Source organism: Candidatus Ruminimicrobium bovinum, assembly GCF_902760015.1.
Classification (GTDB): Bacteria; Elusimicrobiota; Endomicrobiia; order Endomicrobiales; family Endomicrobiaceae; genus Ruminimicrobium; species Ruminimicrobium bovinum.
In genome coordinates, this window is record NZ_CACWEU010000060.1 from 1 (window position 1) to 15,801 (window position 15,801).

Consider the following 15,801-nt stretch of genomic DNA (forward strand, 5'->3'; position numbering starts at 1 on the left):
GCACCTTTTGTTACAGGGCACATTTTTTTTACTTCTTCCGAACACATACAACTCATTTTGCCACCTCATTATAAATTTATCATCAAAATATTCACAAATTATAAGAATTTTACCAAATAAAAAATTTACAATCAAATTTTTTTATATTATAATATCGGTTATGCGTTATGTAAAATTATTATTAACAAATTTCGGGGTTCCGAACAACTATGTTGAACCTATAGCAATGATAACAACATTATTGTTTCTTGTTTTATTTTTGTATTTAACATGGTATTTATCGACATATCTCTCAAAAAAACTTTTAGACAGCAAACTTTTTAAACTAAAAAGAATTTGGAATTATGCATTAAAAGAAGCAAATGTTTTTGCCGTAATCGGTTATATTATTGCAGGTTTTATTGCAAATATTATTGCCGGTTTTGTGTTCCCTATCGAAGAATATGCCGAAATAAAACACCTTGCAAATAAAATAATTAATATTTACTTTTTATTATGTATTTTGGTTATTGTTAATAAAGCATTAACGGTTACAAGAATAATTCACGATTCAAAAAACGATATTCCCATAAAAGGATTTGTTCAATTCATTAAAATATTTATTAATTTTTTCGGTTTTTTAATTATTTTTGCTTACAGTATAGGCAAACAACCTACATATTTTATTTCCTCCTTGGGAATAATGGCATCCGTTCTTATGATAGTATTTAAAGATACTATCGTCGGGCTTACTGCCGGTTGGCAATTGTCAATGAACAAAATGGTTCGGCTCGGCGACTGGATAGAAATGCCTTCTTACGGAGCCGACGGAAATGTTACCGATATTTCACTGACAACCGTTTATGTAAAAAATTGGGACAATAAAATAGTTACAATTCCCGCTTACGATTTAATATCAAAATCGTTTCAAAACTGGCGGGAAATGCAAAAAGCGGGAGCCAGAAGAATTAAAAGAAGTTTTTACATAGATATGCAAAGCATAAAATTTTTAGATGAGAAAATGCTTAAGAAATTTCAAAAATTTGAATTATTAAAAGATTATATTGACAGTAAAGAAAAAGAAATCTCCGAATATAACAAAATGCATAACATAACTGCCACAATGTATAACGGAAGATATTTAACAAATATAGGTTTATTCAGAATATATTGCCAACAATACATAAGAACAAGGGCTTTTATAAACTTAAATTTTTCCGCATTTGTCCGCCAACTTGACCCTACACCCAACGGTATTCCGCTTGAGGTTTATTGTTTTACAAATACTGCCGATTGGTTGGTATATGAAAGTTATCAGGCAGATATTTTTGACCATTTATTATCGGTAATAGATGAATTTGAACTGTCAATATTCCAAAACCCGTCCGGAAAAGATATTCAAAAACTAAAACAGCTTAACTGAAATTAACAAAAAATTTAAAAATATAATCAGCAAACTAAAAACTGCATTTGCAATTTTTATCCGGCTCGGGTAATTTAATTTTTCTAAATTCCATAGTTAATGCATTATATGTAAGCAAATATCCCGTAAGAAGTTCCCCAATACCTAAAATATATTTTACGGCTTCGGTTGCCTGTAAAGTTCCGATAACACCTGCAACAGAGCCCAATATACCGACATCGGAACAAGAGACAACACAATCTTTTGGAGGAGGTTCTTTAAATACACACCTGTAACAACAACTTTTATTCGGAACATAAGTCATAAGTTGTCCTTGAAAACCTACAACCCCCGCATGTGAAAACGGTTTTTTTACTTTTATGCAAGCATCATTTATTAAAAATTTTGTTTCGAAATTATCGGTTGCATCTATAATAAAATCATACTTTAAAATTAAATCCGTAATATTTTCTTCGGATATAATTCCGTCGTAAATATTTACTTTTATATCGGGATTCAATTTGTTTATTGTTCTTTTTGCGGATTCCGTTTTTTGTGTTCCTATTTTATTTTTATTATGAATTATTTGACGGTTAAGGTTTGAAAGTTCAACCGCATCTTTATCGGCAATACCTATTGTTCCCACACCGGCAACAGCCAAATACATTATTGCGGGTGAACCGAGCCCGCCGGCACCGATGACAAGAACCTTGGATGCTAAAAGTTTTTCCTGCCCTTTTATGCCGACTTGTTTTAATAATATGTTTCTTGAATAATGTTCAAGTTGCTCGCTTGATAAAGCCATAATTATTTTCTGTTTTTGGCGGCTAAAACAAAACCTTGAAATAACGGATGCGGTTTTGCAGGCCTTGCACCGAATTCCGGATGAAATTGAACGGCTATATAAAACGGATGATTTTTTATTTCAACAATTTCCGGTAAAACTCCTTTATGATAACCGGAAACATCAAACCCGGCTTTTTTAAACATTTCAATATATTTCGGGTTCATTTCATATCTGTGTCTATGTCTTTCAACTATAGTATCTTTTTTGTAAAGTTTATGTGCCAAAGAACCTTTAACCAAATTTGATTCGTAATTACCAAGCCGCATCGTTCCGCCCAAATATTTAACATCTTTTTGTTCTTCAAGCATTTCTATTACCGGGTATATGGTTTTAGGGTCGATTTCTGTAGAATTTGCATTTTTAAATTTTAACAAATGCCTTGCCGCTTCAATTACACAACACTGCATTCCCAAACATATTCCGAAAAACGGAATTTTATTTTCCCTTGCAAATTTTATTGCCGAAATTTTACCCTCAATTCCCCTCATACCGAAACCACCGGGAACAAGTATTCCGTCTAAAGTTTTTAATTTTTTTATTAAATTTTTATCTTCCGAAGAAATATATTGAACATCAACATTAACTTTTGCTTCCATAGCCGATATTTTTAATGATTCATCTATGGATTTATAAGCATCTTTTAAATCGGCATATTTTCCTATAACACCTATTTTTACGGTTTTATAATTTGTTTTATCCTGTTTAACATATTTAAACCACTTGTTGCTGAATTTTATTTTACTTTTTAAATTCAATCTTTTTAAAACTATTGCATCAACACCCTGCTCGTGCAAAGATTCCGGAATATGGTAAATTGAAGAGCATGTTCTTGCTTCAACTACGGCATCTTTGGGGACATTACAGAACAATGAAATTTTACCTTTCATGGAATCGTTTATCGGGTATTGAGTTCTGCAGATAATCATATCGGGAATTATACCGACTTCTCTTAATTTATTTACCGAATGCTGTGTAGGTTTTGTTTTAAGTTCTTTTGCACCTTCAATATACGGGACAAATGTTAAATGAATACTCATTACATCTTCTCTTTTCTGTTCAAGCATAAACTGCCTTGTGGCTTCAATAAAAGGAAGCCCTTCAATATCGCCTATTGTTCCGCCTATTTCTATAATTGTTATATCGGCCTGTTTATCAAAAGCGACAAACCTTTTTTTTATTTCGTTTGTAATGTGCGGAATTACCTGAACCGTTCCGCCGTTATATTCGCCTTTTCTTTCTCTATTTATAACAGTTTGGTAAATATCACCTGCGGTGTTTGTGTTTGCTTTTTTTGTTACTATATCAAGAAACCTTTCATAAGTTCCCAAATCCAAATCGGCCTCTGCACCGTCGGCAGTTACATAAACTTCACCGTGCTGAAAAGGATTCATCGTTCCGGGGTCAACATTTATGTAAGGGTCCATTTTTATCATATTTACTTTATATCCGTGTAACTGCAAAAGTTTGCCTATGCTTGCACCGGTTATACCTTTACCTAAAGAACTTACAACACCGCCCGTCATAAAAATATACTTCATTTTTTTATCCTTTATTTTCTAATTTATCATATTTTATTTTTAATATAATTTGTGTTAATGCCAAACAGAATATAACTATGTTTGCTATCAAAACAGGCATTGTCCACGTTAAAAAACCGTATACAACCCATAAAAACACACCGACGGTAAATAAAACAAACATCCCCATTGAAACATCTTTTGCGGATTTTGTTTTTACGGTTTTTATAATTTGAGGCAGAAATGCTATTGTAGTAATTGTTGCGGAAATATAACCTAAAATTTCTATTATTATTTTTTCCATGATTTTCGTTTTTTTTAATAATAGAAGATATTTTACAATAAATAATATTCAATTTTCAAATAAATTTTTTTTATGTATAATTTGTAAATATGGCTGATATAAAAAAAGAAAGAACTACTATATTTACAAATAAAAAAGCACTTCATAATTACCATATACTTGAAGATTATGAAACAGGTATAGTTTTGTCCGGTTACGAGGTAAAATCGGCAAGGTTACATAATGTAAGTTTAACCGATTCCTTGGTTAGAATTACAAACGGTGAAGCTTTTTTGGAAAATGCCTACATTGCACCTTACAGCCAAATTTCAACACATATTCAAGATTATAATGCCAAAAGATTAAGGAAATTATTGTTGCATAAAAAAGAAATTGTAAAACTTGCTTCAAAAGTAAAAGAGAAGGGACTTACGATAGTTCCTTTGGAATTATATGTAAGCAAATACGGCAAAATAAAACTTTCGATAGGGCTTGCCAAAGGAAAAACAACCTACGACAAAAAAGAACTTTTAAAGAAAAAAGATATTGAAAGAGAAATGCAAAAATCACTCCGTGATTTTTGAGGTATGGATATATGGAAGTATGGAGGTATGGAAACGACAACGACAGAAAAATTTATTATACTTGAAGCTTCTGCAGGTTCCGGTAAAACACATAATTTAGCCAAAAGATATATTACGCTTGTTTTAAATTTTAAACCGGGCGTAAAAAACACTCCGTTAAAAAATATTCTTGCTTTAACATTCACAAATAAAACAAGCATTGAAATGAAAGAAAGGATAATAGATTATCTTAAAAAAATTTCATTAAAACAAGATACCGGCAATTTATTGGACGAACTAACCGTTCCGAAACAAAATATTGTTTCAAATTCCAATGCCGTTATGGCGGATATTTTTGAAAATTTTGATAATTTCAACGTAAAAACAATTGATAGTTTTATAAATTTAATAATAAAATCATCAGCTTTACAGATGGGTTTTTCTCCAAATTATGAAATTTTAAAAGAACATAAAAAATATGTAGATTTTGCCGTAGATGCTTTTTTGGATAATTTTTTAAAAGATAAAAACTTAGAAAATATATTAAATACTTTTTTTAACCAATTTCTGCTTGATAAACATTCTTCCTGGGATATAAAAGGTAATATTATAAAAGAATTTAAAACATTATATAAAGAAAATGACAAAAGCATTTCATTTAAAGATTCTTTTGAAAATACGGACTATACAAAAACATTGTTGCAATACAATGATGATTTTTATAAATGCTGTTTGGAAATGTCGGAAATAAAAGAATTTAATAATATAAACAAAAATATGTTGGACGGTATCAAAAAAAACATATTGCCGAATAAAAATTATTTACTAAGCAAACCGAGTATATCCTCGTTATTTACAAAAGAAGAATTTCCTTATTCAAAAAACGACGGCAAAAATCCGTTATTGGACGATTTATTTGAAAAATCAAAAAAAATATTAACCGATTTTTTTGAACTTAAAGCACAACATCGCTATAGCATTTATATTAAAATGTTTAAATATATTTTGCTTGAACTTAACAAAAAAACAAAACTTGATTCCGTTATTTTTCTGCAGGATATAAATAAAAAAATTTTAAATATTTTCAATGAAGATTCGCATTCGGTAATAACAAATATTTATTGCCGGCTGTCAAATTATTTTAAAGATATTTTAATAGATGAATTTCAGGACACAAACAGCATACAATGGCAAACTTTAAAATTGTTGGCACAGGAAAGTTTGTCTCAAGACGGTTCATTTTTTTATGTAGGTGACAAAAAGCAAGCTATCTACGGTTTCAGAGGAGGAGATTCGGCAATTTTCGATTTACCGTTAAAGGAATTAAATTATACCGCAACAAGAAAAATTTTAGACACAAATTACAGAAGTTATAAAGCAATTGTTGAATTTAACAATTCGGTTTTCAGCCAAGAAAATATTAACAATTTTATAAAAGAATTATTGAAACAAAAAAAAGAAGATATTAAAGAATGTGAATACAAATATATATCGGATACTTTTTCGGCATCAAAGCAAAAAATTTCAGAACAAAAAAACAAAGACGGATATTTAAAAATTTCAACCGTTCAATTTTATGACAACGATGATAAAGACGAAAAAACAAAACAATATTTATACGACACTTTAAATTCGTTAAAAACCGGATTTGAATATAAAGACATAACTATTTTGTGCAGAAGCAACGATGAAATTTCAAAAATAAGTCGTTGGTTACTTGAAAAAAATATCAATATACAATCTTATGAAACATTAAATATTATCAACAATTCTCTAATTAAGGAATTATTTTCAATATTAAAATTTCTAAATAACCCGATGGATGATATATCTTTTTACTGTTTTATTACAAGTTCCATATTTTTAAAGCAAACAAAAATAAACAAAGAAGTTATAACGAATTTTTTTGAACAAAACAGAAACAGGAAAACTTTATACACGATATTCAGAGAACAATTTTCGGATATATGGAATGACTGCATTGAAAATTTTTTCAATTTAACCGGCTTTGTTGCCGTTTACGAACTTACAATATCTTTAATATCAAAATTCAATATTATAGCGAATTTTCCGGAAGAAGCTAATGCAATTTTAAAATTTTTGGAACTTATAAATGAATTTGAAACCAAACAATACGGATTACAAAATTTTATAAATTATTATCAAAATTTTGACGATAATTTTAAAGACAATAATTTTTCCGTTAAAGTTCCGTCATCAAATGCAGTTAAAATTATGACTATTCACAAAGCTAAAGGATTACAATTTAACGTGGTAATAATGCCGTTTTTGTATTTAGATTTTGATGTTGATAATCCGTATATAAAAGATAATACCTTTTTTTATTTTACAAAAAATTATTTACAATTCAGTAAAAAACTAAAAAATTTATACAATTCAAAATTCTTAAAACTTTTGTCCGACGAATTAAATATAACCTATGTTGCATTAACAAGAGCGGTTTGTGAATTTTATGCCTTAATTGCCGAAAAAGAAAATTCAAAAACAAAACCGATAATAAGTTTATTAATACCCGAAAATTTACGTAATGCCGGGCAGCATGTAAAATATTTGCCTAATGATACAAAAACTACAGATGCTACATTGCAAATAAAACCGACACAATTAAACGATATAGTGCCGGTATTATCCGACAGTGCCGTAGAAATATATAATAAAAACAGAAACGAATTATTATTAAAAGGTTTAATTATTCATTATGCATTATCAACAATAAATAAATTTGATAAAAACAACATAAATACAACAATTGAAAATTGTTTAAAACTTACAAAATTAAAATATCCCGCACAAAATTCGGACCGGCTTAAAAACATTCTTGTAAATTTATTTTCAAAAAAAGACATAACGGATTTATTTTCCGAAACCGGAACAGTTTATAACGAAAAAGAATTTGCAGATAAATTCGGCAATACAATAAGAATTGATAAACTTATAATTAATGATAAAAATATAAAACTGATAGATTTTAAAACATCAATTTATGACAATGAAAATATAAAAAAACAAATTGATAAATATTTATCGGTATTAAAAGATATTTATCCGAAACATAATATTGAAGCATTTGTTATGGATGTAACAAACGGTAATTTACAAAAACAGTAACCTTATTTCTATTTTAAAATCTAACGTCTCTTTTACCGTTTTCAATTTGTTTTAGCCCGTCAATAATTTTATTGTAATACTCTGTTCCTTCAAGTTGTTTTAAATACTTTTCTATAACTTTGTTGCCTATTTCGGCAGTTTCTTTTGAGGCATAATCTACAATATATTCTTTAAAAGTAAGGATGGCATTTGGCATACAGAAATTATGTATAAACTGAGTTTTTGCATATTTCATAAACTCTTCACCGGTTCTGCCTGCTCTGTAACAAGCAGTGCAGAAAGACGGTATTTCGCCGATTTCGCAAATGGATTTTAAGCAACTGTCCAATGAAATTTCATCGTTAATTGTAAATTGTTCGGCATCTTTTAATTGGTTTGCGGTTTTTGATTTTGTATAAGCGCCTACGCCGATTCTTGTTCCGGCATCCATTTGAGATACACCGAGTTTTATAACTTGGTCTCTTATTGCTTTAGGTTCTCTTGCGGTGCATATCATTCCGGTATACGGAACCGATAACCTTATTATTGCAACTAATTTTTTAAAATCTTCATCACTTACTTTATATTTTAAGTGTCGGCTTAACGGAGTAGAGTTTGCAAGTGTTACCCTCGGGAAAGAAATTGTGTGCGGACCTACACCGTTGAATGTTTTTTCCAAATGTATTGTGTGGTATAAAAGCCCCATAACTTCAAACCGCCAATCATATAAACCGAATAACACACCAAGCCCCATATCATCGCAACCTGCCTGATATGCCCTGTCCATACAATAAAGTCTCCATCTGTAATGCCCTTTTATTGTATCCTGCGGATGCATATACTTATAAGTTTCGTGGTGATAAGTTTCCTGGAAAACCTGTATAGTTCCTATTCCTTCTTTCTTTAACTTTTTATATTCTTCCACCGATAACGGAGCGGCATTAATGTTTGCCCTTCTTATTGCACCTTTATCCGTTTTTGTAGAATAAACCGTTCTTATCGTATCAACCATATAATCAACTGTTGTATTAGGTGATTCTCCGTAAACAAGAACTGTTCTTTTTTGACCTTCGTTTATCATAACCTTAACTTCTTCGGCAACTTCGGCTTGAGTTAAAGTTTTTCTTTTCATTACACCGTTATCACATCTGAATCCGCAATATTTGCATTTGTTTGCACATTCGTCGCTGCAATATAACGGAGCAAACAAAACAAGCCGGTCCGCATAAACTTCGTGTTTAAGTTTGTATGCAAGCTGATACATTTCTTCAATTGTTTCGGGGTCTTTATTTTGTATTAAAATTGCTGTTTCTTCAGGTTCCAAACGGACACAGTTATCTGCTTTTTGTAAAACTGTTCTTACTTGCTGTTTTGTAGGATTTTCCGCCGCATTTAATTGTTGCCAAATTAAATCGTCATCAATAAAATCTTTTTCCATCCTGTCGTATTGCGATAATTCTTTTTTATATTTTTCAAAAAAATCCATATTGTTCTCCTCAAAATTACTTCACAATTTTTGAAGATTTTAAATTAATCCGCAAAAATTATACGGCAATATTTCCGCCAGCCAATTATATAGTTAAAAACGACAAAAGTCAAATTTTTATATTTGTTATTGACTTTTTTATTGATTTTTATTATATTTTCAATGAGTTTTAATATTTTGTTATTGGAGATGTTATGAAAAAACCTGATATTGTAAAACAGGTATCGGATATTTCGGGTTTGACCCAAACCGATGTTAATTCGGCAATAAAAGCACTTGTTAAGGTTATCCAGGATAATTTAAAAAAAGGAGAAACTATTTCTTTATCGGGGTTAGGTTCTTTTAGGGCAAAAGCAAGAAAAGCAAGACAGGGAAGAAACCCCAAAACCGGTGATGTTATTCCGGTTCCTGCAGGAAAAAAAGTTTCGTTTAAGCCCACAACAACTTTAAGGAAAATAATACAATAATTTTATGATAAAATTAAAACCGTCGGAAAAATTAGATTCGCTTCCTCCTTATTTATTTACAAGAATACATAAATTAAAATTGGAAGCTTATGCAAAAAAACTTGATGTTATAGATTTAAGTATCGGTAACCCCGATATGCCGACACCAAGCCATATTGTAGATTGTTTATGCGATACCGTTAAACACCACACAAGAACACACGGCTATCCGCAGGCAAAAGGTATGCCAAAATTCAGGAAAGCCGTTGCAGGTTGGATGGGCAGAAGGTTCGGTGTTGATTTGGATTTCAACAGTGAAATACTTGCGCTTATCGGCTCAAAGGAAGGTATTGCACATTTATGTATGGCTTACTTAAATCCTGGCGATTATGTTTTGGTTTGCGACCCGGCATATCCCGCACATTTTAACGGAGTTATTCTTGCAGGCGGAAGAATACATTCAATGCCGTTACTTGAAGAAAACGATTACTTGCCGGATTTTTCAAAAATTCCCGTAAGTATTGCTAAAAAAGCAAAAATAATGTTGTTAAATTATCCTAATAATCCGACTGCAGCTTTTGTAAAGGATACTTCTTTTTGGAAAGAAGCAATAAAATATTGCAAAAAATATAATATTCTTTTGGTATCGGACAATGCTTATTCGGAACTTACTTTCGGCGATGCCGTTTGTAATTCCGTTTTTGAATTTCCCGGTTCAAAAGATTGTGCCGTTGAATTTCATTCTTTTTCAAAAACATTTAATATGGCGGGTTGGCGGGTAGGTTGGTGTTGCGGAGCAAAACAATTAATATATCCTTTGGAAAAATTCAAATCGTTTTTGGATTACGGTGTTTCCACTTTCATACAGCTTGCAGCCGTTGCCGCGTTGAACGGTTCTCAACAATGTGTTCGTCAGCAGGCACAAATATATGAAAGAAGAATGATAAAAATGGTTGACGGTTTAAATAAAATAGGTTGGCATGCAAAAAAAACACAAGGAACAATGTATGTATGGGCAGGGCTTCCGGACAATTTAAAAAAGGAAGGTTCCTTGTCGGTAGCCGAAAGGTTGCTTAAAGAAACGGGTGTTGTTGTTTCCCCTGGAGTGGGTTTCGGTGCAAACGGAGAAGGTTATGTCAGAATTTCTTTGGTTACTCACGACAGACGGTTCCACGATGCACTTTTAAGATTAAAAAAATTTACAAAAAACGGGTAAAAAATTTATGAAAAAAACTTTAAATATCGGTTTGGTAGGTTACGGCACAGTTGGTAAAGGTGTTGTAAAAATTTTGGAAAAAAATAAAGCCATTGCACTTGCAAAATCAGGTGTAAAGATAAATGTAAAATCAATTTGCGACTTAAACCCTATTGATAAACCTCAACTCTATGTAAAAAATTTTAACGATGTTATAGCAGACCCCGAAATTGACATTGTGGTTGAACTTATAGGCGGTTATGAACCTGCAAGAACGGTTATTACAGAAAGTTTAAAACACGGTAAAAATGTAGTTACCGCAAACAAAGCGGTTCTTGCAAAATACTGGGACGAAATATTTTCGTTGGCACAAGAAAACAAAAAAATGGTTTATTTTGAAGCTTCCGTCGGCGGTGTAATTCCGGTAATACAAGGTTTAAACGAAGGGCTTGCAGGTAATGAAATAAAAAGTATTAAAGGTATTTTAAACGGAACTACGAATTTTATTTTAAGCAAAATGACAGATGAAGCAACGGATTATTCCACCGCTTTAAAAGATGCACAACAGGCAGGTTTTGCGGAAGCCAATCCGACCGCAGATGTAAAAGGTTACGATACCGCAAATAAACTTGCAATTTTATCTTCGCTTGCTTGGGGCAGTTGGATAAAAGTAAGTGATATAAGGGTAAAAGGTATAGACCGTTTGGATGTTGAAGATGTTAAAATAACAAGAGATTTCGGTTATGTATTTAAATTAATCGGTTCTGCAATAAAAACCGATAAAGGTATCGATTTATGGGTTGAACCGTGTTTAATAGACCATCATAATTTCTTTGCAACGGTTCACAATGAATATAATGCCGTTAAAATTACCGGTGATGCTTCCGACGATGTAGTATTTTACGGTAAAGGTGCAGGGCAGTTGCCTGCGGCATCGGCTGTGGTATCCGACATCATCGATTTATCAAAATTTGTTTCAAACGGAACGGCAGGGCTTGTTCAAAATGTCGGTTATTCAAAGAAAAAAGTTGTTAAGTTTTTACCGCACGGCAAAAGCAAAAGCGACTATTATTTAAGGTTTTCCGTAGTCGACAGACCGGGAGTGCTTTCCAAAATATCTGGTATTTTAGGTCAACACGGTGTATCGATTGCAAGTTTATATCAGGACGACAGAAACAAAAATAAAAAAGTTTCAATTATAGTAACAACACACAGAGCATACAGTGAAAATATAGATGAAGCTTTAAAAGAAATTGATAAACTTTCAACAGTTAAATCAAAAACCGTAAAAGTAAGAATAGAAAACTAAAAGGTAATTTATGAGTGCTTTTTTTGCCGTCTTCTTAACAGTTTTACTTGCGGAACTTGGCGATAAAACACAAATAGCTACATTATTGTTTTCAACGAATTCAAAATTAGCTCCGTTATATATATTTCTTGCTTCTGCTGCAGCACTTGCATTATCTTCGGCAATTGCTGTGCTTGCAGGAACTTTTGCAAAAACATATCTTCAGCAAATTCCATTAAAGTTAATATCCGGCATAATATTTGTACTTATGGGGAGTTGGACCATATATGAATATTTCAAATCTTAATTTTAAAGCAATTATTGTGTTTATTGTTTCGTTTATGTTTGTTAGTTTTACGTTTGCCGAAACCGTAATTTTAAATGACGGAACAACTTATAAAGGAAATATTCATCATCAGGACGATAATGTTGTTTATATAGTTCAAGGAGAAGATTTAATAAAAATAAACAGAAAAGATGTTAAAGAAATAAAAAAAGATGAAAAAATAAATAAAGATTCAATAGAAACACTTGATTTGGATGAAAATATAATAGAAAAGAAAAATGAATTTGTTATAAAAGTCGGCTATGATTGGAACGGCGACTATGAAGCCGGCAACGATAAAATTAAAGCACCTAACGGAATAAGTGCTTTTGCGGAATTTCATCACTATATTAAAAATATCGTTGGGGTAGGGCTTGGTATTGGCGGCTGTAATCCCAGGGATGCAAAATTTTACAAAGGAGATTTTTATATATTCCCCGCATACTTGTCGGTTAAGCTAAGGTCAAAACCCACGGAACTTTATAAATACGGTTATGTTGTCGGGCAAGTTGGTTATAACTTACTTAATCCAAACGATACTCTAAAAAAATCGGTTGATATGGAAGGCGGTTTATATTATGGTGTAGGTTTCGGTATAGTTGTAAGCCATATGGTTTTTGAACTTCTTTATTCTTTCAATAACGGTAAAGCCGGTAAAGATGATAAAATTGATTTTAAATATTCAAAATATACTTTTTCCGTCGGTTATGCTTTTTAAAAATTAAACTGTTTTTTAAATAATCTTTCCTTTAATTTCATATTGCTTTTTAAACTTAAACTTCTTACTGTCTTATCTTTAGCAATAAATTATTTGTATAATTATTTATAGTAAATAATGCAGGAATTTTATGATTTTTTCTTTTTTATTTTGCCGGAATTCTGTGATATATTTATTAAAAATAATATTTCAATTAACCTTATCTCCAGGCAACAGAAAGATTAAAAGAGTATAAAATATAACATATCTATTATAAAAATACTTGACAAATATAATATATATATTATAATATTTAGCAAGAATAATAATAGATAGGTTATAAAATGAATATAAAAAAACAACTTATTAAATCTTATCAGGAAAAATTTAATAATTTAAAAAAAGTTAGAATAGAAAAACCTCTTCAAGGTTGGATAAAAACCATAAGAGAATTGCTTGGAATGACTTCAGTTCAATTTTCAAAAAAGTTAAAAATATCTCAGCCGAGGCTTGCCGTTATTGAAAAAAATGAAAAGAATTTAAAGCTGTCAACAATGAAAAAAATTGCAGATGAATTAAATTGCGATTTTGTATATGCTCTTGTTCCAAGAGAAAATGTTAATGATATTATTTATAACAGAGCTAAACAAAAAGCATTAAATATAGTAACCAAAGTTAACAATAATATGAGTTTAGAAAATCAGTTGTCTGACAATAAAGAAATTTTGGAAGATACGATTGAATATTTGTTAAGTAAGAAAGCTGCAAAAATTTGGGATGAGGATTAATATGAATATTTTTGAAACGGATGATAATTCTACACCGTTAACGGAAGAAGAAAAAGACGGATTGAAATTAAAATGGATTACAAACATATAAGAAAAAATATGTTTTGGCATTAAAACTTGCCGATAAAGGTGATTATTCCGAGTTAATTAATTTTATTGATAGTATTTGATAGAATTTTTAACGGAACAACTTTATCTCTAAAATTCTTCGGTAACCGAGAATAAGATAACACAAAATCTTAAAGTCTTAAACGGCAAAAATCTTAAAAACTCTTTCCAAGTTACGACAAGATGTTGTCGTAATAATTTTATAAAATAATTATGAAAACAATGTTGCATTTTGGTATAATAGAGTCAATAAAACTATGTTAAAACACAAAAATAACAAGCACTTTTAAACAAAATACTTGACAAAAACAAAATAATCAAGTATAATAATCTTGTTAAAAGTTAAAAATAACAATTATTTTAAGGAAAAATATATATGAAAAATATAAAACTTTCGGAATTATTTGATGTTCAAATAGGATTAGTAGTTTCAAGAAAAGCGGTAGATTTTACTGAACAATCAAACAATATTAATTATAGCAAATATAAAGTATTAAGTTTAAAATCTTTTTTAGAAGATAATACAATAAGTGCAGATTTCTTTAATGAAATTTATACGGAAAATATAATGGATGAAAAATATCTTACAAAAGAAAACGATATTATTGTAAGGTTAATAAATCCGTTAAAATCTTTTGTTGTTACAAAAGATTTAGAAAATATTGTAGTTCCTTCGCAATTTGTAAAATTAAGAAATAATAAAAGTAGTAATATATTGTCGGAACCGGTTATTAATGAATATGTAAGCATTTTCTTAAATACATTTTCAAATACAAAGAAGATGCAACAATATAAAAAAGAAGATACTTGGTTAGTTAATTCAATAAAACAATCTACTATTAGCGATATAGATATACCGGTAATAAATTTGGAAAAGCAAAAAGAAATAGTAGAGTTTTATAAATTATTAAATAAAGAAATAAAATTGTATAAGAGTTTAATAGAAAAAAAAGAAGAATTTTATAAAAGTTTCTTACAAAATTTAATAGGAGAAAAATAATGACCACAAGAACAGATATAGAACAAGTTTTATGGAACGGAGCCAATACTTTTAGGGGAATTATAGGAGCATCGACATATAAAGATTATTTGTTACCATTGCTTTTTGTTAAGTATTTAAGTGATATTTATAAAGAAAATATAGATGAATTAAAAAAGAAATATCCTAACAAAGAAAGGTTTGAAAGAGCAAAAGAAAGGTTACCATTTAAATTACAAGAAAAATATTCTTTTGACTCTTTATATGCTCAAAAAAACTTATCTGATATCGGTGTAAAAATAAATGAAGCATTAAGGGGAATAGAAGACGATAATCAACAATATTTGCAAGGTATTTTTAGAAGTGTAGATTTTAACAGTACTGCAAATTTAGGCGAGCAAAAAGACAAAATAACAACATTAAAAAATTTGTTGGAAGATTTTAATTCATTAGACTTAAGACCTTCAAAAATAGAAGTTAAACAGGGGCAAGTTCCAAGTGATGTTTTAGGTGATGCTTTTGAATATATGATAGGTCAATTTGCACAACAAGCAGGTGCAAAAGCCGGTAGTTTCTTTACACCTATGGGAGTTGCTGAATTAATGGCACGAATTGCTAACCCTAAAGCGGGGCAGTCTGTCTATGACCCAACAGCCGGATCATCTTCGCTCCTAATTAGAACAGCAAAAAAAGCAGGAGTAAAAAATGTAGCTATATACGGGCAAGAAAGAGATGCTTCAAGTTGGGCTATGTCAAAAATGAATATGTTTATTCACGATATAAGCGATGC

The 15,801-nt window shown here is 30.4% G+C and carries 15 protein-coding genes; 11 read left to right on the plus strand and 4 right to left on the minus strand.

Annotated elements, in window-relative coordinates; all coding sequences use genetic code 11:
• Window positions 1-1,402: mechanosensitive ion channel family protein (locus ACMUOV_RS02105; protein WP_413853324.1), on the plus strand; the 1,402-nt coding region annotated here is incomplete at its 5' end.
• A 34-nt stretch (window positions 1,403-1,436) separates the two neighbouring features.
• Here ACMUOV_RS02105 and ACMUOV_RS02110 read toward each other — a convergent pair.
• Genes ACMUOV_RS02110 through ACMUOV_RS02120 form a run of 3 tightly spaced genes read right to left on the minus strand, consistent with a single transcriptional unit; the run spans window position 1,437 to window position 4,049 of the window.
• The gene (locus ACMUOV_RS02110; protein WP_413853326.1) at window positions 1,437-2,186 is read right to left on the minus strand and encodes a HesA/MoeB/ThiF family protein; all 750 of its coding nucleotides are present in this window, start codon (window positions 2,184-2,186) and stop codon (window positions 1,437-1,439) included.
• Between the two features lie 2 nt (window positions 2,187-2,188).
• The gene (locus tag ACMUOV_RS02115) at window positions 2,189-3,766 is read right to left on the minus strand and encodes a CTP synthase (RefSeq protein ID WP_413853328.1); all 1,578 of its coding nucleotides are present in this window, start codon (window positions 3,764-3,766) and stop codon (window positions 2,189-2,191) included.
• 4 nt (window positions 3,767-3,770) lie between these two features.
• Window positions 3,771-4,049, minus strand: a complete 279-nt coding sequence (locus ACMUOV_RS02120) for a SemiSWEET family sugar transporter (RefSeq protein ID WP_413853330.1) — start codon at window positions 4,047-4,049, stop codon at window positions 3,771-3,773.
• An 89-nt stretch (window positions 4,050-4,138) separates the two neighbouring features.
• Between ACMUOV_RS02120 and smpB the strand changes: the two genes are divergently transcribed.
• Together smpB and ACMUOV_RS02130 are read left to right on the plus strand one after the other, a co-directional pair.
• Window positions 4,139-4,612, plus strand: a complete 474-nt coding sequence (smpB, locus tag ACMUOV_RS02125; protein ID WP_413853332.1) for an SsrA-binding protein SmpB — start codon at window positions 4,139-4,141, stop codon at window positions 4,610-4,612.
• A gap of 27 nt (window positions 4,613-4,639) precedes the next feature.
• Entirely contained in the window at window positions 4,640-7,720 is a 3,081-nt protein-coding gene (locus tag ACMUOV_RS02130; RefSeq protein ID WP_413853334.1) for a UvrD-helicase domain-containing protein, read from the plus strand.
• Between the two features lie 13 nt (window positions 7,721-7,733).
• On the opposite strand, the gene hydG is transcribed toward ACMUOV_RS02130, so the two are convergent.
• Window positions 7,734-9,185 carry a [FeFe] hydrogenase H-cluster radical SAM maturase HydG gene (gene hydG / locus ACMUOV_RS02135; protein ID WP_413853336.1) on the minus strand — a complete coding sequence of 484 codons (1,452 nt, stop codon included), beginning with the start codon at window positions 9,183-9,185 and terminating at the stop codon, window positions 7,734-7,736.
• 194 nt (window positions 9,186-9,379) lie between these two features.
• Here hydG and ACMUOV_RS02140 point away from each other — a divergent pair, with 194 nt between their 5' ends.
• The 8 genes from ACMUOV_RS02140 to ACMUOV_RS02175 form a co-directional block, all read left to right on the plus strand.
• Window positions 9,380-9,652, plus strand: coding sequence for an HU family DNA-binding protein (locus tag ACMUOV_RS02140; RefSeq protein WP_413853338.1), 273 nt, complete (start codon window positions 9,380-9,382; stop codon window positions 9,650-9,652).
• Between the two features lie 4 nt (window positions 9,653-9,656).
• On the plus strand, window positions 9,657-10,847 hold the full coding sequence (locus ACMUOV_RS02145) for an aminotransferase class I/II-fold pyridoxal phosphate-dependent enzyme (RefSeq protein ID WP_413853340.1): 1,191 nt from the start codon (window positions 9,657-9,659) through the stop codon (window positions 10,845-10,847).
• A 7-nt stretch (window positions 10,848-10,854) separates the two neighbouring features.
• Window positions 10,855-12,135 carry a homoserine dehydrogenase gene (locus tag ACMUOV_RS02150; protein WP_413853342.1) on the plus strand — a complete coding sequence of 427 codons (1,281 nt, stop codon included), beginning with the start codon at window positions 10,855-10,857 and terminating at the stop codon, window positions 12,133-12,135.
• Between the two features lie 10 nt (window positions 12,136-12,145).
• Complete coding sequence (locus ACMUOV_RS02155; RefSeq protein ID WP_413853344.1) at window positions 12,146-12,421, plus strand: TMEM165/GDT1 family protein; 276 nt, start codon at window positions 12,146-12,148, stop codon at window positions 12,419-12,421.
• On the plus strand, window positions 12,402-13,157 hold the full coding sequence (locus tag ACMUOV_RS02160; protein ID WP_413853346.1) for a hypothetical protein: 756 nt from the start codon (window positions 12,402-12,404) through the stop codon (window positions 13,155-13,157). The genes ACMUOV_RS02155 and ACMUOV_RS02160 overlap by 20 nt, the downstream gene beginning before the upstream one ends.
• A 323-nt stretch (window positions 13,158-13,480) precedes the next feature.
• Complete coding sequence (locus ACMUOV_RS02165) at window positions 13,481-13,924, plus strand: helix-turn-helix domain-containing protein (protein WP_413853348.1); 444 nt, start codon at window positions 13,481-13,483, stop codon at window positions 13,922-13,924.
• Window positions 13,925-14,408: 484 nt separating this feature from the next.
• Window positions 14,409-15,032, plus strand: a complete 624-nt coding sequence (locus tag ACMUOV_RS02170) for a restriction endonuclease subunit S (RefSeq protein ID WP_413853350.1) — start codon at window positions 14,409-14,411, stop codon at window positions 15,030-15,032.
• Window positions 15,032-15,801: type I restriction-modification system subunit M (locus tag ACMUOV_RS02175; RefSeq protein ID WP_413853352.1), on the plus strand; the 770-nt coding region annotated here is incomplete at its 3' end. The genes ACMUOV_RS02170 and ACMUOV_RS02175, both read left to right, overlap by 1 nt.

Coding starts and splice junctions, on each gene's coding strand:
- ACMUOV_RS02110 (WP_413853326.1), bottom strand. CDS start 2,186: ATGGCTTTATCAAGCGAGCAACTTGAACATTATTCAAGAAACATATTA.
- ACMUOV_RS02115 (WP_413853328.1), bottom strand. CDS start 3,766: ATGAAGTATATTTTTATGACGGGCGGTGTTGTAAGTTCTTTAGGTAAA.
- ACMUOV_RS02120 (WP_413853330.1), bottom strand. CDS start 4,049: ATGGAAAAAATAATAATAGAAATTTTAGGTTATATTTCCGCAACAATT.
- smpB (WP_413853332.1), top strand. CDS start 4,139: ATGGCTGATATAAAAAAAGAAAGAACTACTATATTTACAAATAAAAAA.
- ACMUOV_RS02130 (WP_413853334.1), top strand. CDS start 4,640: ATGGAAACGACAACGACAGAAAAATTTATTATACTTGAAGCTTCTGCA.
- hydG (WP_413853336.1), bottom strand. CDS start 9,185: ATGGATTTTTTTGAAAAATATAAAAAAGAATTATCGCAATACGACAGG.
- ACMUOV_RS02140 (WP_413853338.1), top strand. CDS start 9,380: ATGAAAAAACCTGATATTGTAAAACAGGTATCGGATATTTCGGGTTTG.
- ACMUOV_RS02145 (WP_413853340.1), top strand. CDS start 9,657: ATGATAAAATTAAAACCGTCGGAAAAATTAGATTCGCTTCCTCCTTAT.
- ACMUOV_RS02150 (WP_413853342.1), top strand. CDS start 10,855: ATGAAAAAAACTTTAAATATCGGTTTGGTAGGTTACGGCACAGTTGGT.
- ACMUOV_RS02155 (WP_413853344.1), top strand. CDS start 12,146: ATGAGTGCTTTTTTTGCCGTCTTCTTAACAGTTTTACTTGCGGAACTT.
- ACMUOV_RS02160 (WP_413853346.1), top strand. CDS start 12,402: ATGAATATTTCAAATCTTAATTTTAAAGCAATTATTGTGTTTATTGTT.
- ACMUOV_RS02165 (WP_413853348.1), top strand. CDS start 13,481: ATGAATATAAAAAAACAACTTATTAAATCTTATCAGGAAAAATTTAAT.
- ACMUOV_RS02170 (WP_413853350.1), top strand. CDS start 14,409: ATGAAAAATATAAAACTTTCGGAATTATTTGATGTTCAAATAGGATTA.